Here is a 22088-nt window from a genome sequence, read left to right as displayed (position 1 = left end):
ATGTGGTTTCCTAATGTAGAAGATGTTCGTCGAATACACTTTGAGCTTGTAGATGTATTTGAAAAATCCGAAGATCCTATCTCGCCTCCAGGTGTGAAGAGCGAGGGGTTGCTAGAGTCTGCGTGTCAAAGGCCGCACACTGGGATTGGAGGTGTGGATAAGTACAAAACGCTTACCGAAAAAACCGCAGCTCTATTTCATAGCCTTATAAAAAATCACGCATTCCATAACGGAAACAAGAGAACTGCTCTCGTTGCTATGCTCACTTCTTTGCATAGAAATGACAAGGTTCTGTGCCGGAATGTAGATGATGATTTGCTATATAATTTCACGCTAGATGTGACCGCTGATAATTTTCCGGATAGCAATGCAAGAAATGTCGATCAGATTGTGATCGAAATTTCCCAATGGCTGTCTCAAAATACTGAGGCGCTAGACAATAGATTTGGCACAACATCTGCAAATGACTTCATCAAGATGTCGGAACTGGCGGGAGCTAGAGTGAAAAAAACCGACGGTGGACGGTCGTTTAGCATTAACACGGATGTTGGTGGTGTTAAGTTCAGTAAGAAAACTAGGACGTTTGCAGGTCCGGTCGTCAGAAATTATCTGAAAAAACTTGGTCTTACGCAAGTTAAGTCAGGTCTGTCGGCAGGTGAATTTAAGCAAGGGTTTATGGACGAGCGAGAAGAGATTTACCGCTACATGGCAGCGCTGCAGCGTTTGGCTAAGACCTGAAACCTTATCGACTGAGATTTGCAATGTTCTCCAAAATCCTCATCGCCAACCGGGGCGAGATCGCGGTTCGGATCATCAAGACCTGCCGCAAGATGGGCATCCAGACTGTGCAGGTCTATTCGGAGGCCGACGCCGGGTCGCTGGCGGTCGAGATGGCCGACGAGGCGGTGCTGATCGGGCCGGCGCCTGCGGCGCAGTCCTATCTGCTTGCCGACAAGATCGTGGAGGCGGTGCGCCAAACGGGCGCGCAGGCCGTGCATCCGGGCTTCGGCTTCCTGAGCGAGAACGCGGGCTTCGCGCGGCGGTTGCGGGACGAGGGCATCGCCTTCATCGGGCCGAACCCGGAGGCCATCGAGGCCATGGGCGACAAGATCAGCTCCAAGAAGCTGGCGGCCGAGGCGGGGGTTTCGACCGTGCCGGGCCATATGGGCCTGATCGAGACGCCGGACGAGGCGGTGAATATCGCGCGTGAGATCGGCTATCCGGTGATGATCAAGGCCTCGGCCGGCGGCGGCGGCAAGGGCATCCGCGTGGCGCACGGCGACGACGACATGGCCGAGGGCTTCGCCGCCGTGAAGGCCGAGGCCATGGCCGCCTTCGGCGACGACCGGGTGTTCCTGGAAAAGTTCATCGTCGATCCGCGCCACATCGAGATCCAGGTGCTGGGCGACAAGCACGGCCATGTCGTCCACCTGTTCGAGCGTGAATGCTCGATCCAGCGCCGCAATCAGAAGGTCATCGAGGAGGCGCCGTCCCCCCTGCTGGACGAACAGACCCGCGCCGCCATGGGCGCGCAGGCCGTCGCCCTGGCCATGGCCGTGAACTACGATTCCGCCGGCACGGTCGAGTTCGTGGCCGGACAGGACAAGAGCTTCTTCTTCCTGGAGATGAACACCCGGCTGCAGGTCGAGCATCCGGTCACCGAACTGATCACCGGCGTCGATCTGGTGGAGCAGATGATCCGCTCGGCCTGGGGCGAGGCGCTGGCGTTCGGGCAGGACGACCTGAAGATCGACGGCTGGGCCATCGAAAGCCGCATCTACGCCGAGGACCCGTATCGCGGCTTCCTGCCCTCCATCGGCCGGCTGGTCCGCTATGAGCAGCCGGAGGAGGGCGAGCAGGACGGCTACACCGTCCGCAACGATTCCGGCGTGCGCGAGGGCGACGAGATCAGCATGTTCTACGACCCCATGATCGCCAAGCTGTGCGCCTGGGGACCGACGCGCGACGCGGCCGTGGACGGCATGGCGCGGGCGCTGGAGGACACGCACCTGTCGGGCCTGGGGCACAACATCCCCTTTCTGTCGGCGGTGATGGATCAGGAGCGGTTCCGCTCAGGCAATCTGTCGACCAGCTACATCAAGGACGAGTTCCCCGACGGCTTCCACGGCCTGACCCCCGTTCGTCGCCAGACAGGAATCCTGATCGCCGCCGGCATGGCCATGCACGAGATCATCAGCGAACAGGCGGGCTATCCGTCCGACCGCACCGACTGGATCGTGCTGGTGGACAAGGCGCCGCACGGCGTCAGCCTGAGCTACGACGAGGACGAGGCGCTGCTCCTGGCCTTCACCGGCGGCGGACATGCGCGGCTGACCGAGATCGACTGGCGGCCGGGCCTGCCGCAGTTCCGCGCCGAACTGGACGGCGAGCCGTTCACCGCCGAGGTGAAGCGCGTCGCCGACGGCTTCGACATCCGTCACCGGGCGGCCAGGGCGCGCGTGCGGGTTATGACCCCGCGTGCGGCCGAGTTCTTCGCCCGCCTGCCGGAGAAGCAGGCCGCCGACACCTCGAAGCTGATCCAATCGCCGATGCCGGGGCTGGTCGTCTCGGTGCCGGTCAGCGTCGGCCAGGCGGTCAAGACCGGAGAAACGGTCGCGATCATTGAAGCCATGAAAATGCAGAATATCTTGAAGGCCGAACGCGACGGCGTGGTGAAGGCCGTCGGCGCCAAGGCCGGCGACCCCGTGGCCGCCGACGACGTGCTTGTCGAATTCCAGTAAGCTGCAGAACAACAAGAAAGTTCAGGGAAACATCATGTCCGATCCGGTCGTCATCTGCTCCGTCGCGCGCACGCCGATGGGCGGCTTCCAAGGCGCGCTGTCCGGCGTGAAGGCCACCGAACTGGGCGCCGTCGCGGTCAGGGCGGCGGTCGAGCGCGCGGGCGTTTCGGCCGACAAGGTCGAGCAGATCTACATGGGCTGCGTGCTGTCGGCCGGTCTGGGCCAGGCGCCGGCGCGCCAGGCGGCGATCGGCGCCGGGCTGGGCCAGCATGTGGAGGCGACCACCGTCAACAAGATGTGCGGCTCGGGCCTCCAGGCCGTGATGATGGCGCACGATGCGTTGAAGGCCGAGACCGCCGACGTGATCGTGGCCGGCGGTATGGAGTCCATGACCGGCGCGCCCTACGTCATGGCCAAGCACCGCGGCGGCGCCCGGATCGGCCACGACGTGATCTCCGACAGCATGTACCTGGACGGGCTGGAAGACGCCTATGACACGGGCAAGCTGATGGGCGCCTTCGCCGAGGAGACGGCGGCCGAATACCAGTTCACCCGCCAGGCCATGGACGACTATGCGGTCGAAAGCCTGAACCGCGCCCGCGCCGCCGCGACCGGAGCCGGCTTCGCCTCCGAGATCGTCCCGGTCGAGGTCAAGACCCGCAAGGGCGTGGAGACGGTCGCCGTCGACGAACAGCCGACCAAGGCCGATCCGGCCAAGATCCCGACGCTGAAACCCGCCTTCTCCAAGGACGGGACCATCACCGCCGCCAACGCGTCTTCGATCTCGGACGGCGCGGCCGCCGTGGTGATGACGCGCCAGAGCACAGCCGAGGCGCTGGGGCTGCCGATCCTGGCGCGCGTGGTCAGCCACGCCGCGCACGCGCATGCGCCCGGTCACTTCACCACCGCCCCTGTGCCGGCGATGCAGAAGACGCTGAAGAAGGCGGGCTGGTCGGTGGACGACGTGGACCTGTGGGAGATCAACGAGGCCTTTGCGGTGGTTCCGATGATCGCCATGCGCGAGATGAACATCGACCACGCCAAGGTGAATGTGAACGGCGGCGCCTGTGCGCTGGGCCATCCGATCGGCGCCTCCGGCGCGCGGGTGCTGGCGACCCTGATCTCGGCGCTTAAGGCGCGGGGCGGCTCCAAGGGCGTGGCGTCGCTGTGCATCGGCGGCGGCGAGGCCGTGGCCATGGCGGTCGAGCTGGCCTGACCGTGACCTTTCCCGTCCCCACGCCGCTGGAATGGCGGGAGGCCGCGCAAAAGGCGCTAAAGGACCTGCCGATCGAAAGCCTGGTCCACCTGGACGCCGACGGCCTGGCGGTGCGGCCCCTGTATGCGGCGGCGAGCGGAGTGCAGCCCCTGTCCGCGCCGCGTCCATCCGACGCGGACGGTCGGGCCTGGGACCTGCGCGCGCCGGTCGAGGGCGACGATCCGGCGGCGGTCAATGCGGCGGTGCTGGCCGAACTGGAAGGCGGGGCGGCGTCGGTGCTGCTGGCCGGGGCGGTGCTCGATGACTCCGAGCCGCTGCGGCGCGCCCTAGACGGCGTGGCGGTTGAGCTGGCGCCCGTCGCGCTGGATGCGGGGATAGACGGGCCCGATGCGGCGAACGCCCTGGCGGTGGCGGCCAAGGGGGCGCCTCGCGCGAAGCTGCGGTTCCACCTCGATCCGATCGGCGCCTTCGCCGAGGCCGGGGGCTCGCCGCGCTCAGTGGACGAGCACCTGATGCTGGCCGCCAATACCGCTCAGCGGCACGCGGGCGCCTATCCGGAAGCGAGCTTCTTTCTGGCCTCGGGCCGGGTCGCGCACGAGGCGGGCGGGTCGATCGCGCAGGAGCTGGCCTTCGCCGCCGCCTCGGCCGTGGCCTATGCGCGGGCGGCGCTGGAGGCGGGCATGACGCTGGAACGGGCGCTTGCGGGCACGGTGGTCGGCCTGTCGGTCGATCAGGAGTATTTCGACAGCCTAGCCAAGATCCGCGCCATGCGCCTGATCTGGCGCAGCCTGACGCGGGCCCTGGGATGGGAGACGCCCGCCGTGATCGAGGCGCGGTCGTCCAGGCGCATGCTGGCGGCGCGCGATCCGTGGCCGAACCTGTTGCGGCTGACGGCGGCGGGCTTCGCCGGCGGCGTGGGCGGGGCGGACGTAGTGGTGCTGGACGGCTTCACCACGGCTTCCGGGCGACCGGAAGCCTTTGCCCGGCGACAGGCGCGCAACACCCAGCTGGTGCTGATGGAGGAGGCGAGCCTCGGCCGCGTGGACGATCCCGCCGCCGGCTCCTGGTTCCTGGACAGCCGCACGCGCGAGCTGGCCGAGGCCGGATGGGCCGAGTTCCAGATGATCGAGGCGGAAGGCGGGGTGATCGAGGCCCTCAGCGGCGGGGTGATCCAGCCGCGCATCGCCCGCGCACGCGCCCTGCGGGAGAAGGCCTATGCCGACGGATCGGCTCAGATCGTCGGCGTGACCAGGTTCGAGGACGCCGATCCGCGCCCCGCATCCACCGAGGCGCTGCGCCCGACCGCCTCGTCTGTCGAACGCGTCTGCGAGCCGCTGACGCCCATCCGCTTCGCCGAGCCGCACGAGGCGAACGCCCGATGACCTTTCCGAACTTCTCCTCCATCCGGCTGGACCTGTCCCCGACGGGAGAGGGTCAGGCGCGCGAGCCGTGGCGGACGCCCGAGGGGCTGACGGTGCAGCCCGCCTATGGGCCCGAGGCGCTGGAAGGGTTGGAGGCCCAGCACGGCCTGCCGGGCTTCGCGCCCTTCATGCGCGGCCCCTATCCGACCATGTACGCTGGCAATCCGTGGACGATCCGGCAGTATGCGGGCTTCTCCACCGCCGAGGAGTCCAACGCCTTCTATCGCCGCAATCTCGCGGCCGGGCAGAAGGGCCTGTCGATCGCCTTCGATCTGGCGACGCACCGGGGCTACGATTCCGACCACCCGCGCGTGACCGGCGACGTCGGCATGGCGGGCGTGGCGATCGACAGCATCTACGACATGCGGACCCTGTTCGACGGCATTCCGCTGGACCAGATGTCGGTGTCGATGACCATGAACGGCGCGGTGCTGCCGGTCCTGGCCCTTTATGTCGCGGCGGCCGAGGAGCAGGGCGTGCCGCACGCGGCGCTGACCGGGACCATCCAGAACGACATCCTCAAGGAGTTCATGGTCCGCAACACCTACATCTATCCGCCCGAGCCCTCGATGCGGATCATCGCGGACATCTTCGCCTGGACGGCGCAGGAGACGCCGAAGTTCAACTCGATCTCCATCTCCGGCTATCACATGCAGGAGGCGGGGGCCTCGGCCGACATCGAGCTGGCCTACACCCTGTCTGACGGGCTGGAGTACATCCGCGCGGGCGTGGCGGCCGGCATGGACGTGGACCGGTTCGCGCCAAGGCTCAGCTTCTTTTGGGCCATCGGCATGAACTACTTCACCGAGGTGGCCAAGATGCGGGCCGGGCGCCTGCTGTGGGCCGAGGCGGTGCAGACGGCGTTTTCGCCCAAGGACCCGCGCTCGCTGTCCCTGCGCGCGCACTGCCAGACGTCGGGCTGGTCGCTGGCGGCGCAGGACGTGTTCAACAACGTCAGTCGCACCATGGTCGAGGCCATGGCGGCGGCCGGCGGCCAGACCCAGAGCCTGCACACCAATGCGCTGGACGAGGCGCTGGCCCTGCCGACCGACTTCTCGGCGAGGATCGCACGCAACACCCAGATCCTGTTGCAGCAGGAGACAGGCCTGACGCGCGTCATCGATCCCTGGGGCGGCAGCTTCTATGTCGAGCGGCTGACGCACGAACTCGCCGAACGCGCGCGCGCCCACATGGCGGAGGTCGAGGCGCTGGGCGGCATGGCCAAGGCCATCGAGGCCGGCGTGCCCAAGATGCGGATCGAGGAATCGGCCGCCCGCACCCAGGCGCGGATCGACACGGGCCAGCAGACGGTGGTGGGCGTGAACCGCTATCTCAGCGATACGCCCGACGACATTCCGATGCTGAAGGTCGACAACGCCGAGGTCCGCGCCCGTCAGATCGACAAGCTGAAGCGCCTGCGCGCCGAACGGAACGAGGCGGAGACGCAAGCCGCGCTGGGCGCCCTGACCCAGGGCGCGCACGGCAAGGCGAACCTGCTGGAACTGGCGGTGCGGGCCGCGCGGGCCAAGGCGACGGTGGGCGAGATTTCGGACGCGCTGGAGGCGGCGTTCGGCCGGCACGTGGCCTCGGTGAAGACGGTTTCGGGCGTCTATGCGCGCGAGGCGGGACGCGATCCGCGCTTCGCCCGCGCTCGCGAGATGGTGGCGACCTTTGTGGAGAACGACGGCGGGCCGCCGCGCATCCTGATCGCCAAGCTGGGTCAGGACGGTCACGATCGCGGCCAGAAGGTCGTGGCGACGGGATATGGCGACCTGGGCTTCGACGTCACGGCCGGCAGCCTGTTCCAGACCCCGGCCGAGGCCGCGCGCGATGCGGTGGAGAAGGGCGTGCATGCGGTTGGGGCCTCCTCGCTCGCGGCCGGGCATTTGACCTTGGTGCCTCAGCTTAAGGCCGAGCTGGAGAAGCTGGGACGGCCGGACATCACCATCGTGGTCGGCGGCGTTATCCCGCCCTCGGACGTCCAGCCGCTGCTGGAGATGGGGGCGGCGGCGGTCTATCCGCCCGGTTCAGCCATCGCCGACACGGCCATCGACCTGATCGAAAAGCTGAACCAGAGGCTCGGCTACGCCCAGCCGGCGCCGAGAAGAGAGCCCGCATGATCGGCAAGCTGAACCACGTGGGCGTCGCCACCCCGTCGATCGCCGAGTCGATCCGGCTGTACCGCGACGTGCTGGGCGCGACGCGCATCGGCGAGCCGTTCGACCTGCCGGCGCAGGGGGTGAAGGTCTGTTTCGTCGACCTGCCCAACGCCCAGATCGAGCTGATCGAGCCCTTTGACGACACTAGCCCGATCGTCGGCTTCCTGGCCAAGAACCCGCGCGGCGGCCAGCACCACGTCTGTTTCGAGGTCGAGGACATCACTGCCGCCATCGCCGAGATGAAGGCAAAGGGCGTGACCCTGCTGGGAACCGGAGAGCCCCGCATCGGCGCGCACGGCACGCCGGTGGTGTTCCTGCACCCCCGAGAAATGGGCGGGGTGCTGGTGGAGCTGATGCAGACTGCGGACGGGCACTGAGGGGCGAGAGCCGGGCCCCCTCCACCCCGCCCTTCGGGCGCGGTCCCCCTCCCCCAAAGGGGGAGGATTGTCGAACAATGCGCTCCTCCCCCTCTGGGGGAGGGGGACCATGCGAAGCATGGTGGAGGGGGAGGCCGCCCTCAGCCCTCCCGCGGCGTCACGTCGCCCGTTCGGGCCGGAGCGCCTGCGAAATCGCTGGCGTAGGCGGGGTTGAGCAGGGCCTGGAAGGCGCTCAGCGGCAGGACGACCTCATAGGCGCCTTCCGCATACGGCCCGACCGCATAGGGTCCGATCAGGAACACCAGCCCGCCCGCCTTGCCCGGCTGACCGGCGGACGGCTCCAGCGCCATCGGCGTCTGCAGGGCGCGCGGACAGTTCCAGGTGTCGCCGCGACCCAGCGTCAGCCGCTCCGTTCCCGGCGAGCGCACCTGTTTGGCCGTGTTGACCGCATCGCACAGGGCGCGGTCCAGCGCCGCGGCATCGACGCCGGGGCGGAACAGGTCCGCGGCCGCGATCTGGCGCATGGCCGCCTTGTCCCACAGCACGCCGGCGAACAGGGTATTGCCGTGCGCCCCGCCCGAATAGTCGTAATCGGTGCGCTTCAGGCTGAACAGCTTGGCCGCGTCGGCGCCCGGCTCGACCGTGATGGTCTTCTCGTAGGGCGGAAGGTCGCTGTCCGAGCCCGCTTCGGTGCGGTCGGCCTGGGCGCCCTCCATGAACTGGCGCAGTTCGCGCACCGTCGAGGCGTAGAGGGCGGCATGCAGCTGGGGCTGGGTGCGGACCCCTTCCGGCAAGGTCAGGCGGACGGTCGCGTAGGGCGTCTGTTCGCTGAAGCTCAGCGGTTCGTTCGACAGGGCGGGCGCAGGCGCGGCGGCCGGGGCGGCGGGCGGCGGGGGCGCCGGCTCCTCGCGGCGCTGGCATCCGGCGAAGGCGGCGAGGGCGCATCCGATCAGCAAGAGGCGGGACGGCGTCATCGGTGAGGCTCCTTGTTCCGGGATCAAGAGGCGGCGCCCAAGACGCCGACGGTCTGGACGCCGGCGGCGATGGCGAACAGCAACAGCAGCCCCGCCTCGCGGTTGGACTTGAACAGGCGCAGGGCCAGGGCGGGATCGTCCGCTCGCAGCCGCACGACCTGAAACGCCAGGTGTCCGGCGTAGAGGAGGAGGCCGGTCCAGGCCAGAACGCCCAGTCCGGCCGAGGCGAGCGCGCATCCGGCCAGCAGGGCGGCCAGGGCGTAGAAGACGGCGACGCCCCGCCGCACGCCCGCGCCCAGACGACGCGCCGAGGACTTCACCCCGACCATGGCGTCGTCCTCGATGTCCTGCAGGGCGTAGATGGTGTCGTAGCCCAGCGTCCAGAACACGCCGCCGAGGTACAGCAGCACGGCGGGCAGGTAGGCCTGCCAGGCGAGACCCACGGCGTGGTCGCCCGTCGGCGCGCCTTGCCACAGAAAGGGTCGGAACTCGCCGGCGATCTCGGGCGGCAGCAGGGGCGCCGCGGCCAGCGGCAGGGCGGAGGCGAAGCCCATCAGGGCGCCCCAGTTGAAGGTCAGGCCCAGCCACGCCTGGGGCCACCAGGTGATCCGCTTCATGAACGGATAGGCGGCGACCAACGCCAGCGATCCCACGCCCAAAAGGATCGCAACGGTCGGCAGGGTCAGCAGGATCAGCAGGCTGACGAGGCTGCATCCCACCACGAAGGCCCAGGCCTGCTTGACCGAGATGCGGCCGGACGGGATCGGACGCTGGGCCGTGCGGGCGACGCGGGCGTCGAAGTCGCGGTCCACGATGTCGTTGAAGGCGCAGCCCGCCGCCCGCATCAGGCAGGCGCCGATCCCGAAACCGACAAACAGCCACAGCTCATAGGCGCCCGGCGCCTTGCCGTACTGCGCCAGCGCCAGGGCGATGCCCTGCCACCCCGGCAGCAGCAGCAGCCATATGCCGATCGGACGGTCGAAGCGGCCGAGCTTCAGCCACGGCTTCAACCCCTCCGGCGCATGGCGGTCCACCCAGTTCTGGCCGGCGTCGGGGAGGGGGGCGGACGTCATGGTCGCCTCCATAGACCCTGAGCCATCGACCGTGAAGGTTGGCGGGATGACTCCTCTGTGAGGTGACGGCGGCGGGGCGGACGGCTAGAGGCAGGCTTCGCCACACAAAGAACACGTCCTGCCGCTGGTAAGGACGCCTGTTCACCGTCCCTCGGAGCGCCCCTGCATGACTGCCGCCGTCGACGCCTCGATGATGAATCCCGTTGAGCTGTTTCTGACCGCCGACTGGGTGGTCAAGAGCGTGATGATCGGCCTGGCGGCGGCCTCGGTCTGGTCCTGGACCATCATCATCGACAAGGCCTTCCGCTTCACGGCGCTGAACAAGCAGGCGGAGGATTTCGAGACGGCGGTGTCGTCCGGCCGTTCGCTGGAAGAGGTCGCCAACCAGGCGGGGCCGAACCCGTCGCACGCCCTGCCGCGCATGCTGGTGATCGCCCTGTCGGACTGGCGTGAGGCCCGGCAGAAGGGCGCGCTGAACGGCGAGCAGGGCGGCCTGCTTTTGACCCGCATCGACCGGGCCATGGACAGCCTGATCGCACGCGAGGGCCAGCGCATCGAAAAGGGTCTGGGCGTGCTGTCGATCGTCGCCACCGCCTCGCCGTTCATCGGCCTGTTCGGCACGGTGTGGGGCATCATGAACGCGTTTGGGCGCATCGCAGCGGCCGGCAACACCAACCTGACCACCGTGGCGCCGGCGATCGCGGAGGCGCTGTTCGCCACCGCCATCGGCCTGGCGGCGGCTATTCCGGCCTATATCGCCTACAACAAGTTCTCGATCGACGCGGGCAAGTTCACCGGACGGCTGGAAAGCTTCGCCGACGATCTGCAGGCGGCGGTGGCGCGTCGGCTCGGCTCGCCGGGCGCGGCCCCGCCGCCCCCGCCGCCGTCGGACGGCATCACCCTGAACCGGACGGTCTGAGCCATGGCCATGGGCGGGGGATCGGGCGGCGGCGGCCGTCGCGGCCGGCGGGGGCGCAAGGGCCCGTTGACCGAGATCAATGTCACGCCGCTTGTGGACGTGATGCTGGTGCTGCTGATCATCTTCATGATCTCGGCGCCGCTGTTGACCGTTGGCGTGCCGGTGGAGCTGCCGCAGACGGACGCCAGCGCGGTCGAGACCAACAACGAGCCGCTCAGCGTCTCCATCGACCAGCAGGGCGCCGTGTTCATCGCCGAAAGCGAGACGCCGTTCGAGGAACTGGCGCCGCGCCTGCTGCAGGAAGTCGGCGGGGCCGAGCAGGCCGGCGAGCGGCCGGTGTTCGTGCGCGCGGACGGCCGGGCGCCGTATCAGGCGGTGGCGCGGGTGATGGCGCGGCTGTCCGCCTCGGGCTTCACCAAGATGAACCTGATCACCGACACGGCGCCGGAGGCCTGAGCCCCTTGCGTCGTCCGAGCCCGGCCGTTCTCGGATCCGTCGCCCTGCACCTGGGCGTGGCCGCGCTCGCCTTCTTCTCCTGGCCCGAGCGGAACCCGGAAGACCCCAAGCCGCTGGTCAGTTCGGTGCCGGTCTCCATCGTGTCGGAGACCGAGATCGCGGCCGCCGCCGCCGACAATCCGCAGCCCGAGCCGTCGCCGGACAACGCCGCCACCGCGCCGGTGCAGCAGCCCGATCCGGTTCCCCCGACGCCCGAACCGACGCCGCCGACGCCCGCCCCGCCGCAGCCGACCCCGCGACCCACGCCGCCCGCCCCGACGCCCCGGCCTGCGCCATCGCTTCGTCCGGCGCCGCGCCCGACGCCGCCCCGCCCAGCGCCCACGCCGCCTCAAAAGGCCCAGCCGACGCCCCCGCGCCCTGCGCCCGCTCGGCCGAACCCGGCGCCAGCGCGCCCAGCCCCGAGCCGGCCGGCGCCCCAGCGTACCGAACCCAGCCTCGACCTGGACGCCCTGGCCGGACGCCCGAACCCCGGCGCCAATCGGGGTCGCCCGGCGGCCGGGCAGCAGGGCGCCGGCCAGGCCAGCCAGGCAGCCGGACCGCAACTCACCGCCTCGTTCGCGAGGGTCTACCAAAACTGGAATCCGCCCTGTCAAACCGTCGGGGTCAACCAGATGCGAATCCAGATGGACATCACCTTGTCGCCCAACGGCCGGATCGTGGCGGGTCCCACGTTGGTGTCGCCTCAAAGCGGATCTGTATGGAGGGCTGTGGCGGATGGCGCCGTCAGAGCGCTTATCGCATCTCAGCCGTTCGACGTGCCGTCTGGGTTTGAGGGAGGGCGCTACAGGCCTTCGTTCAATGCTGAGAGAGCGTGCGGGAACAGGTGACAAGCGCCGGCGGTTCGATGAGGCATGAACCCCTCGACCGTTCTGTCCGAAGATCGCCACGGCCCGCTGATCGACCTGGCGCGACAGGCGGCGACGGCGCTGGAGCTGTTCGGCGTCGGCGTGCTGCTGCTGGCGGTGGTGCTGGCCACGGTGCTTTACCTGGTCAACGGCTTCAAGGGCGGCGGCTGGGCCAGGGCCTATGACGGCTACCGCGCCAACCTTGGGCGGGGCATCCTGCTCGGCTTGGAGCTGCTGGTCGGCGCCGACATCATCGCCACCGTGACCTCGCCGCTGACGGTCGAGAGCGTGGGGCTGCTCGCCGGGGTGGTGCTGATCCGGACCTTTCTCAGCTTCTCGCTGGAAACCGAGATCGAGGGACGCTGGCCCTGGCGGCGCGACGCGGCCCTGCGCGAGCATCCGCAAAAGGCGGATGCGCCTGACGAAAACGCGAACCCCCAGGCCCGAAAGTCGCCCCATTCACCATGAAGCTGGCGGTCGCGCCGTCGCCCGGCGATAAGGGCGCGATCCTGCACGACCCACGGAGCCCGCAATGCGTCTGAACCTTCTTCTGGCCTCGGTCGCGGCCATGGCGATGGCCTCTCCGCTGATGGCGCAGAACCCGCAGCCGGCGTCTCCCCAGCAGTCTGGCCAGCCGGTAGAGGTCGAGATCGATCAGGGCGTGCTGCGTCCGCTGCAGATCGCCGTTGTGCCGTTCAGCGGGCAGAACGGGTCGGACATCTCGAACGTCGTCAGCGGAAACCTGAAGCGGTCGGGCTTCTTTGAGCCGCTGAACCCGTCCAGCTTCATCGAGACGGGCCTGACACTGGCCAACGCCCCCAACTTCCCGCAGTGGACGCAGATCGGCGCGCAGGCTGTGCTGTACGGGGCGGTGACGCCGCGCCCTGACGGTCGCAACGACGTGGGTTTCCGCCTCTACGATCCCTATCGTCAGTGCCAGATCGTCAGCTATCAGTTCACCGCGACGCCTGAGCAGTGGCGCCGCATCGCGCACAAGATCTCCGACCTGATCTATCAGCGCATGACGGGCGAGGCCGGCTTCTTCGACACCCGCGTGGTGTTCGTTTCCGAAAGCGGCACCCAGCTGAACCGCATGAGCCGCCTCGCGATCGTGGACCAGGACGGCTACAACCCGGTTTATCTGACGCAGGGCGACGAGGTGATCATGTCGCCGCGCTTTTCGACCTCGCAGCCGGACGAGATCACCTATGTGGCGCTGGGCAAGGACTACAGCCGCATCTATCTGCTGAACCTGACCACCGGTCGTCGCGAGTCGCTTGGCGAGTTCGACGGACAGGTGTTGGCCCCGCGCTTCTCCAATGACGGGTCCAAGGTGGCGTTCTCGATCATCCGGCGCGGCAACACCGACGTCTATGTGATGGACCTGCGCAGCCGCCAGCTGTCGCGCCTTACCACCGATCCCGGCATCGACACCTCGCCGTCGTTCAGCCCGGACGGGTCGCAGATCGTCTTCACCTCCGACCGGGGCGGATCGGCGCGGCTCTATGTGATGCGGTCGGACGGCTCCAGCCAGCGGCCGATCAGCCGCGGCGGCGGCATCTACACCGCGCCGGCCTGGAGTCCGCGCGGCGACCTGATCGCCTTCACCAAACAGGGCGGGGGACGGTTCTCAACCGGCGTGATGGACCCCTCCGGCGGGGGCGAGCGCATCCTGTCGTCGTCCTATTTCGAGGAAGGCCCCAGCTGGGCGCCGAACGGCCGCTACGTCATGTTCGCGCGCCAGACGCCGGGCGGCGACACCCGCCTGTGGACGGTGGACCTGTCCGGCCGCGTGGTGGCCCAGGCCGGCTACAACGGACGGGGTTCGGACCCGGCCTGGTCGCCGTTGCTGGACGAGAGCGCCAGCGCGGGCCTGGGCGGCGCCGACGCCTGCCCGGCCTGATTGATCAATCCTGCGTTAGGCCTATGGCGCGCGCCACGGGCCTCGCGCAGACTGCAACGCCAAAGCTTGAGGCCGCCGTCCTCAAAAAGAAGAACCTTCAGGAGACGACCCCATCATGATGTCCGCCGCTTCCAAGTCCCGCCTGGGCCGTCTGGCCCTGATCGGCGTGGCCGTCGCCGCCATGGCCGCCTGCAACCGTCGCCCGCCCGCGCAGGGCGCCACGCCTGACGCCGGCGCCGTGCCGTCCGGCCCCGCGACCAACCCGGCCTATCCGACCGCGCCGACCGGGCCGGTCACGGGCGGAAGCATCGCCGGCGCGCCGGGGTCGGAGCAGGACTTCGTGGTCAACGTCGGCGACCGCGTCTACTTCGACCTCGACAGCTATGAGGTGCGTCCCGAGGCCTTTCCGCGCCTGGACGCCCAGGCCCAGTGGCTGCAGCGTTATCCCGGCGTCGCGGTGCGGATCGAAGGCAACGCCGACGAACGCGGAACGCGCGAATACAACCTGGCGCTGGCCGCGCGCCGCGCCGAGGCGGTTCGCACCTATCTGATCAATCGCGGCATCCCGGCCGGTCGGATCGACACCATCAGCTACGGCAAGGAACGGCCCATCGCGGAAGGATCGACCGAAGACTCCTTCGCCCGCAACCGCAACGCCCACACCGCCATCGTCTCCGGCGCCCAGCGCTAAGGACGCAGAGCAGGTCCAGCGTGAAGAGGCGTCGGCTGCGGCCGGCGCCTCTTTTCGTTGCGGCGGCTTGTCGCAGACGAGGATGGGCGGCTAGATCGGTCCCGAGGTTCGGGGGGATCGTCATGGACGTGGATGCGGCGGGCGGCATGGTGTCGGCGGGGCTGATCGCCGGCGCGATCGAAAGACCTGCGGGCCATGCGGGCGAGGCGGGGCATCGCTGCGCCGACTGCGGGGCGGAGGTGTCCAGCAAGTTCTGCCCGGAATGCGGCCAGCCCGCGCATACGCACCGGACCCTGCTGCACCTCGGCGAGGAGCTGCTGCACGGCGTCATGCATTTCGACGCCCGCGTGTGGCGCACCCTGCCGCTTTTGGCCTTCAACCCCGGCCGGCTGACGCGCGAATGGGTGGAGGGCAGGCGCACGCGCTATGTCTCGCCGCTGGCGATGTTTTTATTCACAATTTTCGTCATGTTCTTCGCCCTGACCTTCGCCCCGCATCGCGAGGCGGAGGAGCAGCCGATGACCGAACGGATCGCCGAGCAGCGTCAGGACGTGCAGGAGGCAGAGACCGCGCTGACCCAGGTCCGGGCCGAGATGGCGCAACAGGACGGTCGCATCGCGCAGGAGGCGCTGAAGGGCGCCGAGTTTCTGGTCGCACAGGAAAGGGCGCGGCTGACCGGCATGGAGCAGGAGGCGCGCGACGGCCGCGCAGACGGCCTGAAGCCCGGCAGCTGGCAGGCCCAGATCAAGGATATGGCGGCCGAGAACAGAATTCGTGGCAAGGGCCTAGGCGGAGTGCTGGTCAAGAAGCTGCAGAATCCCGACTTGGCGCTCTACAAGCTGCAGCAGACGATCTACAAGTTTGCCTTTCTGCTGGTGCCGCTGTCGATCCCGTTCATGGCCCTGCTGTTCTTGTGGCGACGCGGCTTTACTCTGTACGACCACGGCGTTTTTGTTCTGTATTCACTGACTTTCATGGCCATGCTGCTGATGGCGCTGGTGCTGGCGGGCATGATCCCTGGTCTGGCCGTGCCCGCCGCCTTTCTGGCCATGCTGGCGGTCCCCGTGCACATGTTCGCCCAGCTGAAGGGCGCCTATGGCCTGTCGTGGTGGTCGGCCGGCTGGCGAACGATGTTCCTGCTGAACTTCAGCACCATCGTCGTGAGCCTGTTCGTCGCCGCCATCGTCTATCTGGGCCTCGGTCACTGAGGGCGTATTCCGGGCCTTGCCCGCGCCGCAAATCGGTGGGAGCAATCCGGCCATGATCAAGCTTTCCGTGTCTCCCCGCGTTTTGGCCATGACGGCCGTCGGCGTCTGCCTGATCGGCGGCGCGGTGGTCGCCCAGACCGCGCCTCTGCCGGCGATCCAGTGGGACGTGCGCCGCCTGGATCAGCTGGACCGCAACGTTCGTCGGCTGGAGCGCGCGCTGACGCAGCGGAACGCGGCGGGCGAGCCCGTGCTGGTGCAGCCGGACCCCGAGGTGGTCGCGCTGCAGGGGCGCGTCGCGGCCATGGACCAGCGGCTGCAGGATCTGGAGCAGACCTTTCAGCGGGTGAACGCCGACGGCGAGCGCCTGACCTTCCAGCTTGATGAAACCCAGCGGGCGAACGAGACCCTGCGCACCCGCCTGGCGCAGGCGGAAGAGCGGGTGGGGAAGTTGGAGACTGAAGCCGAACTGAACGCTCCCATCGTGGCCAACTCTCCCACAGGCGCCGCGCCGGGCGACCTGGCGGCGGCGGTGCGGCTGCTGTCGAGCGACCGGCCGCGCGGCGTGCGGGCGCTGGAGACGCTGATCGTGACCTGGCCGGAGGCGGCCGAGGCGCGCGAGGCCAATCTGCGTCTGGGCGACCTCAGCGTTCAGGCCAACGACCGGGCGAATGCGGTGTCCTACTACGCCGCCGCGCTGAAGGACTGGCCCAAGACCGCCTGGGCGCCGGAGGCGACGCTGAAGCTGGCGGACGCGCTTCTGGCCACCGACCGCAAGACGCAAGGGTGCGCGGCCCTGTCGGAGTTCACGCGCCGCTATCCGGAAGCCCCCGCCGCGCTGAAGACCCGCGCGACCCAGACCCGCACCCGCGCGGCGTGCGCCGCCTGATCGAACCGGACCTCGAAGCGCGGGTCTGCGCCCGGCTGGATGCGCGCCTGAGCCGCAACATCGACGCGCCGGTGTGCGTCGCCCTGTCCGGCGGCGGCGACTCTCTGGCGCTGCTGCAGATCGCCTCGGTTTGGGCCAAGGATCGCGGGCGGCGGCTGCTGGCCCTAACGGTTGACCACGGACTGCATCCGCTCAGCGGCGAGTGGACTGCGTTCGCAGGGGCGCAGGCCCGTCGTTGCGGCGCCGAGTGGCGGGCGCTGGCCTGGCAGGGGCCAAAGCCGGAGACGGGGCTTACGGCCGCCGCGCGCCTGGCGCGACACCGCCTGATCGCCGACGCGGCCCGACACGCGGGCGCCCGCGTGGTCCTGTTCGGCCACACCGCCGACGATGTGGACGAGGCCGAATGGATGCGCGCGCGGGGCTCGACGCTGGGCCGCATGCGCGAATGGTCGCCGTCGCCCGTGTGGCCGCAAGGGCGCGGGCTGATGCTGTTGCGCCCGATGCTGGCCGAGCGGCGCGAGCCGCTGCGGCGCTGGCTGGGCCCACGGGGCAGCAGCTGGATCGACGATCCGGCCAATGACGATCCCCGGTATGGACGCGCCCGCGCCCGCCTCGCTCTAGCCGGGGAGGCCGCCGCCGCGGTCGGTTCGGCGCGACGCCCGCTGTTGGGCGACCCTCCGCAAGCCATCGACGGCGAAGGCTTCCGCTGCGCGCGTCAGGTCGGCCGCCAAGCCTTGGCGGCGGCGCTGGTCTGTGCGGGCGGCGGAGAGGCGCAGCCGCGGAGAGAACAGCTGCAGGCCCTGATGAGCCGGTTGGCGTCGGGCGAAGACTTCGTGGCCACCCTGTCCGGGGCGCGTCTGGAGGCGAAGGGGCCGGATTTGGCGATCCTGCGGGAGGCCGGCGAGCTGAGGCGGCGGGCGGCGGAGCCTCTGGTCCTGCAGCCGGGCACGGCGACGGTCTGGGACGGGCGGATCGAGCTGCAGGCGCGCGAGCCGGGCTGGGCGGTCGCGGCGGCGCAGGGGCGGATGGCGCAGTTGTCGGACCTTGACCGTGCGTGCCTGTCGCGTCTGCCGGCGCCGGCCCGCGCGTCCTGGCCGGTGCTGATGCATGAAAAAAGCGGCCCGGTCCTGAGCTCCGAGGCGGTGTCCGTTCGCGGGCTGACGGCGCAGCGACTGCGTCTGGCGCTCAGCCGGGCGTCGGGCGAAACGACGCATGAGGACGATCTGCGTTCGCCCGCAGATGGCGAAGGGCCTTGGAACCCCCTATGTCTTGGCGCAGAACACATGGACCGGCGGTCGGGGGACGACTGCTGGACGACCGAGGACATCAATGAACCTGCGTAATCTGGCGATCACCAGCGTCATCATCCTGGGGCTGCTGGCGGCCTATGCGGCAGTGTCGCAGGGCGGCGCCATGACCGGCGCGGTGGGCGGCCCCGGCGCCGCCGGCCGGCCCGAGACCATCACCTATTCCCAGCTGGTGCAGCGCACCCAGGCCGGCGACATCCGCGAGGCCACCGTGCGCGGCGACCAAGTGACCGGCGTCTACCGGAACAACGGCCGCTTCACCGCGACCACCCCGTATCCCAACGAGCAGCTGGTCGAGCAGATGCTGCAGTCCGGCGTCAACGTCGACGCCAAGACCACGCGCCAGTCGTGGTGGGCCAGCCTCTTGATCGGCATCCTGCCCATCGTCCTGCTGGTGGGGGTGTGGATTTTCTTCATGCGCCAGATGCAGGGCGGGGCGCGCGGAGCCATGGGTTTTGGGAAGTCCAAGGCCAAGCTGCTGACCGAGCACAAGGGCCGCAAGACCTTTGACGACGTGGCCGGCGTCGACGAGGCCAAGGAAGAGCTGACCGAGGTCGTCGAGTTCCTGAAGGACCCGGGCAAGTTCCAGCGCCTGGGCGGCAAGATTCCCAAGGGCGCCCTGCTGGTCGGCCCTCCCGGCACCGGCAAGACGCTGCTGGCCCGCGCTGTGGCTGGTGAAGCCGGCGTGCCCTTCTTCTCCATCTCCGGCTCGGACTTCGTCGAGATGTTCGTCGGCGTCGGCGCCAGCCGCGTGCGCGACATGTTCGAACAGGCCAAGAAGAACGCCCCCTGCATCATCTTCATCGACGAGATCGACGCGGTCGGCCGTCACCGCGGCGCCGGTCTGGGCGGCGGCAATGACGAGCGCGAGCAGACGCTGAACCAGCTGCTGGTCGAGATGGACGGCTTCGAGGCGTCGGAGAACATCATCCTGATCGCCGCCACCAACCGTCCGGACGTGCTGGACCCGGCGCTGCTGCGTCCCGGCCGGTTCGACCGCCAGGTGGTGGTGCCGAACCCCGACGTCTCGGGGCGCGAGCGCATCCTGCGCGTCCACATGAAGGACGTGCCGCTGGCCGCCGACGTCAACGTCAAGACCATTGCACGCGGCACGCCCGGCTTCTCGGGCGCGGACCTGGCCAACCTGGTCAACGAGGCGGCCCTGATGGCGGCGCGCAAGGACCGGCGCATGGTCACGCACCGCGACTTCGAGGACGCCAAGGACAAGGTGCTGATGGGCTCCGAACGTCGCTCCATGGCGATGAACGAGGAAGAAAAGCGCCTGACCGCCTATCACGAGGCGGGACACGCCATCGTCGCCATGAACGTCAAGATGGCCGACCCCGTGCACAAGGCGACCATCGTGCCGCGCGGCCGGGCCTTGGGCATGGTGATGCAACTGCCGGAAGGCGACCGCTATTCCATGAAGTACCAGCAGATGATCGACCGCATCGCCATCATGGCCGGCGGCCGGGTCGCGGAAGAGCTGATCTTCGGCCTGGAGAACATTACTTCTGGCGCGTCGTCCGACATCGAGCAGGCGACCAAGCTGGCGCGCGCCATGGTCACGCGCTGGGGCTTCTCCGACAAGCTGGGCACCGTGGCCTACGGCGAGAACCAGGAAGAGGTGTTCCTGGGCCACTCGGTGGCGCGCAGCCAGAACGTCTCGGAAGAGACGGCTCGGATCATCGACGGCGAGGTCAAGCGCATCGTCGGCCAGGGCTGGGACGAGGCGCGCCGCATCCTGACGGAAAAGGCGGGCGACCACGAAAAGCTGTCGCAGGCTCTGCTCGAATACGAGACGATGTCGGGCGAGGAGATCAAGGACCTGCTGGAGAAGGGCGTCGCCCCGAACCGCGACGAGAACAACTTCCCCAACGCCGGTCCTTCGGTCGCGGTGCCGGTGACGCCGGTGTCGGACGGAACCGAGATCGCCGTGCCCGTCGCCAAGCCCGCCACGACCAGCGTGCCGACGGTGCACTGAGGCTCTGGGCCCGCCGACCGGCGACGGCGGCGGGCCTGATCGCGCGGAGGGCGAATGGCGCCGATCGTCGTAGACCCGGACCGGATCCGCGCCTTCGAAAACAGCGCGGCGTTCGGCGACTGGCTCGCCGGGCGCCACATGTCCGAATCCGAGGTGTGGGTTCGCATGTTCAAGGTCAGGTCGGGCGTGGCTTCGGTCACCTGGGCCGAGGCCGTTGACGAGGCCTTGTGCTGGGGCTGGATCGATTCCGTGCGCAAGGGTCTGGACGAGGTCAGCTTCCTTCAGAGGTTCACCCCTCGCGGCAAAAAGAGCGTCTGGAGCCAGGTCAATGTCGCCAACGTCGAACGGCTGATCGCCGACGGCCGTATGACGGCGCACGGGCTCGCACAGGTCGAGGCGGCCAAGGCGGACGGCCGGTGGGAGGCCGCCTACCGAATCCGCGGCGCGGTCGCGCCGGACGACCTGCTGGCGGCCATCGACGCCGAACCCGGCGCGCGAGCGATGTTCGAAGGCTTGACCGCGCAGAATCGTTTTGCGCTGATCTTCCGCACCGAGGCGCCGAAGACGCCCGCCGGACGCGCCCGCGCCCTCGAAAGGCTTGTTGCCATGCTGAAGCGCGGCGAGACGGTCTATCCGCAGAAGACCCCATGACCATGCGGCCTCTCGTCATGGGCATCGTCAACGTCACGCCCGACAGCTTTTCCGACGGCGGGCGCTGGGCGTCGGTGGAGGCGGCGACGGACCATGCGCTGCGGTTGGCCGGGCAGGGCGCGGACGTGCTGGACATCGGCGGCGAAAGCACCCGGCCGGGCGCAGAGCCGGTCGGCGAGGCCGAGGAGATCAACCGCACCGCGCCGGTGATCGAACGCGTCCGCGCACGCTGGGGCGGCCGCATCAGCATCGACACCATGAAGCCGGGCGTGGTGCGTGCCGCCGTTGCTGCCGGGGCGACGATGTGGAACGACGTCACCGCGCTCGGCCATTCTCACGATGGCGCCGGCATCGCCGCCGAGCTGGGCTGCGAGGTGGTGCTGATGCACATGAAGGGCGAGCCGCGCACCATGCAAGACGATCCGCGCTATGGCGACGTGGTGGCCGAGGTGCGCGATCATCTGGTCGCGCGGGCGCAGGCCGCGATGGACGCCGGCGTGGCCGCCGAGCGCATCTGGCTCGATCCGGGCATCGGCTTCGGCAAGACGTTGCAGCACAACCTGGACCTGACCGCGCGGCTGGACGTGCTGGCGGAGACGGGGTTTCCCGTTCTCTACGCCGCCAGCCGCAAGCGCACGATCCGCGCCATCGACGACACGGCGGTGGAGGCCGGCGACCGGCTGGGCGGCTCGCTGGCGCTGGCGCTGGAGGCGGCGCGGCGCGGCGCCCGCATGGTGCGGGTCCACGACGTGCGCGAGACGGTTCAGGCGCTGAAGGTGCAGACGGCGGTCGAGGCCTCGCGTGTCGCTCGCCCGCTTCTGGACTGAGACCGCGATGCCCGTAAGCCCTTACCTGTCGCCGATCCTGCTGCTGGTCGCGTCCAACCTCTTTATGACCTTTGCCTGGTATGGCCATCTGAAGGGCAATCCCAAGCCGTTGTGGATCGCGGTAATGACCAGCTGGGGCGTGGCGTTCTTCGAATACTGGCTGGCGGTGCCGGCCAACCGCATCGGCCATCAGGTCTATTCGGCCGCGGAGCTGAAGACGATGCAGGAGGTGATCACCCTCGCGGTCTTCGCGGGCTTTTCGGTGCTGTACCTCGGCGAGAAGCTGACGGTGAACCATCTGGTCGGCTTCGGCTTCATTGCGCTGGGCGCCTTCTTCATCTTCAAGGGGCCGCTGGCCTGATCTCTGGCCTGATCTCTGGCCCGACCTCT

At 68.8% G+C, this 22088-nt stretch carries 21 protein-coding genes; 18 read left to right on the top strand and 3 right to left on the bottom strand.

What is annotated here, in order from left to right:
* Genes KY493_RS10925 through mce form a run of 6 tightly spaced genes read left to right on the top strand, consistent with a single transcriptional unit; the run spans position 1 to position 7914 of the window.
* Positions 1–738, top strand: coding sequence for a type II toxin-antitoxin system death-on-curing family toxin (locus tag KY493_RS10925; RefSeq protein WP_219896368.1), 738 nt, complete (start codon positions 1–3; stop codon positions 736–738).
* 23 nt (positions 739–761) lie between these two features.
* Positions 762–2741, top strand: coding sequence for an acetyl/propionyl/methylcrotonyl-CoA carboxylase subunit alpha (locus KY493_RS10920; protein ID WP_219896367.1), 1980 nt, complete (start codon positions 762–764; stop codon positions 2739–2741).
* A 34-nt stretch (positions 2742–2775) separates the two neighbouring features.
* Positions 2776–3957 (top strand): acetyl-CoA C-acyltransferase, encoded by a 1182-nt coding sequence (locus KY493_RS10915; RefSeq protein ID WP_219896366.1) that lies wholly within the window; start codon positions 2776–2778, stop codon positions 3955–3957.
* Between the two features lie 2 nt (positions 3958–3959).
* Positions 3960–5339, top strand: coding sequence for a methylmalonyl-CoA mutase family protein (locus KY493_RS10910; RefSeq protein WP_219896365.1), 1380 nt, complete (start codon positions 3960–3962; stop codon positions 5337–5339).
* The gene (gene scpA, locus KY493_RS10905; RefSeq protein ID WP_219896364.1) at positions 5336–7498 is read left to right on the top strand and encodes a methylmalonyl-CoA mutase; all 2163 of its coding nucleotides are present in this window, start codon (positions 5336–5338) and stop codon (positions 7496–7498) included. Before KY493_RS10910 ends, scpA begins: the two co-directional genes overlap by 4 nt.
* Complete coding sequence (gene mce / locus KY493_RS10900; protein ID WP_219896363.1) at positions 7495–7914, top strand: methylmalonyl-CoA epimerase; 420 nt, start codon at positions 7495–7497, stop codon at positions 7912–7914. Before scpA ends, mce begins: the two co-directional genes overlap by 4 nt.
* 140 nt (positions 7915–8054) lie before the next feature.
* Here mce and KY493_RS10895 read toward each other — a convergent pair whose 3' ends face one another.
* The gene (locus tag KY493_RS10895; protein ID WP_219896362.1) at positions 8055–8888 is read right to left on the bottom strand and encodes a DUF3298 and DUF4163 domain-containing protein; all 834 of its coding nucleotides are present in this window, start codon (positions 8886–8888) and stop codon (positions 8055–8057) included.
* 23 nt (positions 8889–8911) lie between these two features.
* Complete coding sequence (locus tag KY493_RS10890) at positions 8912–9961, bottom strand: UbiA family prenyltransferase (protein ID WP_219896361.1); 1050 nt, start codon at positions 9959–9961, stop codon at positions 8912–8914.
* A gap of 166 nt (positions 9962–10127) precedes the next feature.
* On the opposite strand from KY493_RS10890, the gene tolQ reads away from it, so the two are divergent.
* Together tolQ and tolR are read left to right on the top strand one after the other, a co-directional pair.
* A complete protein-coding gene (gene tolQ / locus KY493_RS10885; protein WP_219896360.1) occupies positions 10128–10880 on the top strand; it encodes a protein TolQ in 753 nt (250 codons plus the stop codon).
* A 3-nt stretch (positions 10881–10883) separates the two neighbouring features.
* A complete protein-coding gene (gene tolR, locus KY493_RS10880) occupies positions 10884–11336 on the top strand; it encodes a protein TolR (protein ID WP_219896359.1) in 453 nt (150 codons plus the stop codon).
* Here tolR and KY493_RS10875 read toward each other — a convergent pair.
* Positions 11311–11718 (bottom strand): hypothetical protein, encoded by a 408-nt coding sequence (locus tag KY493_RS10875; RefSeq protein WP_219896358.1) that lies wholly within the window; start codon positions 11716–11718, stop codon positions 11311–11313. The two genes, tolR and KY493_RS10875, sit on opposite strands and share 26 nt — an antisense overlap.
* A gap of 529 nt (positions 11719–12247) precedes the next feature.
* Between KY493_RS10875 and KY493_RS10870 the strand changes: the two genes are divergently transcribed.
* From KY493_RS10870 to KY493_RS10825, 10 genes are all read left to right on the top strand, one after another.
* On the top strand, positions 12248–12709 hold the full coding sequence (locus tag KY493_RS10870) for a DUF1622 domain-containing protein (protein WP_219896357.1): 462 nt from the start codon (positions 12248–12250) through the stop codon (positions 12707–12709).
* Positions 12710–12773: 64 nt separating this feature from the next.
* Complete coding sequence (tolB, locus tag KY493_RS10865) at positions 12774–14144, top strand: Tol-Pal system beta propeller repeat protein TolB (protein WP_219896356.1); 1371 nt, start codon at positions 12774–12776, stop codon at positions 14142–14144.
* A 115-nt stretch (positions 14145–14259) separates the two neighbouring features.
* Entirely contained in the window at positions 14260–14835 is a 576-nt protein-coding gene (gene pal, locus KY493_RS10860) for a peptidoglycan-associated lipoprotein Pal (RefSeq protein ID WP_370627325.1), read from the top strand.
* 122 nt (positions 14836–14957) lie between these two features.
* Entirely contained in the window at positions 14958–16043 is a 1086-nt protein-coding gene (locus KY493_RS10855) for a DUF3667 domain-containing protein (protein ID WP_219896355.1), read from the top strand.
* A 52-nt stretch (positions 16044–16095) separates the two neighbouring features.
* A complete protein-coding gene (locus KY493_RS10850; RefSeq protein ID WP_219896354.1) occupies positions 16096–16929 on the top strand; it encodes a tetratricopeptide repeat protein in 834 nt (277 codons plus the stop codon).
* Positions 16917–18272, top strand: coding sequence for a tRNA lysidine(34) synthetase (locus KY493_RS10845; protein ID WP_219896353.1), 1356 nt, complete (start codon positions 16917–16919; stop codon positions 18270–18272). The genes KY493_RS10850 and KY493_RS10845 overlap by 13 nt, the downstream gene beginning before the upstream one ends.
* A complete protein-coding gene (ftsH, locus tag KY493_RS10840; RefSeq protein ID WP_219896352.1) occupies positions 18259–20220 on the top strand; it encodes an ATP-dependent zinc metalloprotease FtsH in 1962 nt (653 codons plus the stop codon). The genes KY493_RS10845 and ftsH overlap by 14 nt, the downstream gene beginning before the upstream one ends.
* Positions 20221–20274: 54 nt before the next feature.
* Positions 20275–20871 carry a YdeI family protein gene (locus KY493_RS10835; protein WP_219896351.1) on the top strand — a complete coding sequence of 199 codons (597 nt, stop codon included), beginning with the start codon at positions 20275–20277 and terminating at the stop codon, positions 20869–20871.
* Positions 20868–21698: a dihydropteroate synthase gene (gene folP / locus KY493_RS10830; protein WP_219896350.1), complete on the top strand. Its 831-nt coding sequence runs from the start codon at positions 20868–20870 to the stop codon at positions 21696–21698. Before KY493_RS10835 ends, folP begins: the two co-directional genes overlap by 4 nt.
* 7 nt (positions 21699–21705) lie before the next feature.
* Positions 21706–22059, top strand: a complete 354-nt coding sequence (locus KY493_RS10825; RefSeq protein WP_219896349.1) for a DMT family protein — start codon at positions 21706–21708, stop codon at positions 22057–22059.
* Positions 22060–22088: the final 29 nt, after the last annotated feature.

Origin of the sequence: Brevundimonas sp. PAMC22021 (assembly GCF_019443405.1) — a bacterium.
Taxonomy (GTDB): Bacteria; Pseudomonadota; Alphaproteobacteria; order Caulobacterales; family Caulobacteraceae; genus Brevundimonas.
Note: the sequence above shows the minus strand (reverse complement) of the source record. Positions and strands in the feature narration are given on the sequence as shown.

What these genes read in the sequence shown, in the direction of transcription:
- KY493_RS10855 (WP_219896355.1), top strand. Translation starts at nt 14,958, where the DNA reads ATGGACGTGGATGCGGCGGGCGGCATGGTGTCGGCGGGGCTGATCGCC.
- folP (WP_219896350.1), top strand. Translation starts at nt 20,868, where the DNA reads ATGACCATGCGGCCTCTCGTCATGGGCATCGTCAACGTCACGCCCGAC.
- KY493_RS10925 (WP_219896368.1), top strand. Translation starts at nt 1, where the DNA reads ATGTGGTTTCCTAATGTAGAAGATGTTCGTCGAATACACTTTGAGCTT.
- KY493_RS10915 (WP_219896366.1), top strand. Translation starts at nt 2,776, where the DNA reads ATGTCCGATCCGGTCGTCATCTGCTCCGTCGCGCGCACGCCGATGGGC.
- KY493_RS10870 (WP_219896357.1), top strand. Translation starts at nt 12,248, where the DNA reads ATGAACCCCTCGACCGTTCTGTCCGAAGATCGCCACGGCCCGCTGATC.
- tolQ (WP_219896360.1), top strand. Translation starts at nt 10,128, where the DNA reads ATGACTGCCGCCGTCGACGCCTCGATGATGAATCCCGTTGAGCTGTTT.
- tolR (WP_219896359.1), top strand. Translation starts at nt 10,884, where the DNA reads ATGGCCATGGGCGGGGGATCGGGCGGCGGCGGCCGTCGCGGCCGGCGG.
- tolB (WP_219896356.1), top strand. Translation starts at nt 12,774, where the DNA reads ATGCGTCTGAACCTTCTTCTGGCCTCGGTCGCGGCCATGGCGATGGCC.
- KY493_RS10890 (WP_219896361.1), bottom strand. Translation starts at nt 9,961, where the DNA reads ATGACGTCCGCCCCCCTCCCCGACGCCGGCCAGAACTGGGTGGACCGC.
- pal (WP_370627325.1), top strand. Translation starts at nt 14,260, where the DNA reads ATGATGTCCGCCGCTTCCAAGTCCCGCCTGGGCCGTCTGGCCCTGATC.
- scpA (WP_219896364.1), top strand. Translation starts at nt 5,336, where the DNA reads ATGACCTTTCCGAACTTCTCCTCCATCCGGCTGGACCTGTCCCCGACG.
- KY493_RS10920 (WP_219896367.1), top strand. Translation starts at nt 762, where the DNA reads ATGTTCTCCAAAATCCTCATCGCCAACCGGGGCGAGATCGCGGTTCGG.
- KY493_RS10850 (WP_219896354.1), top strand. Translation starts at nt 16,096, where the DNA reads ATGATCAAGCTTTCCGTGTCTCCCCGCGTTTTGGCCATGACGGCCGTC.
- ftsH (WP_219896352.1), top strand. Translation starts at nt 18,259, where the DNA reads ATGAACCTGCGTAATCTGGCGATCACCAGCGTCATCATCCTGGGGCTG.
- KY493_RS10835 (WP_219896351.1), top strand. Translation starts at nt 20,275, where the DNA reads ATGGCGCCGATCGTCGTAGACCCGGACCGGATCCGCGCCTTCGAAAAC.
- KY493_RS10895 (WP_219896362.1), bottom strand. Translation starts at nt 8,888, where the DNA reads ATGACGCCGTCCCGCCTCTTGCTGATCGGATGCGCCCTCGCCGCCTTC.
- KY493_RS10825 (WP_219896349.1), top strand. Translation starts at nt 21,706, where the DNA reads ATGCCCGTAAGCCCTTACCTGTCGCCGATCCTGCTGCTGGTCGCGTCC.
- mce (WP_219896363.1), top strand. Translation starts at nt 7,495, where the DNA reads ATGATCGGCAAGCTGAACCACGTGGGCGTCGCCACCCCGTCGATCGCC.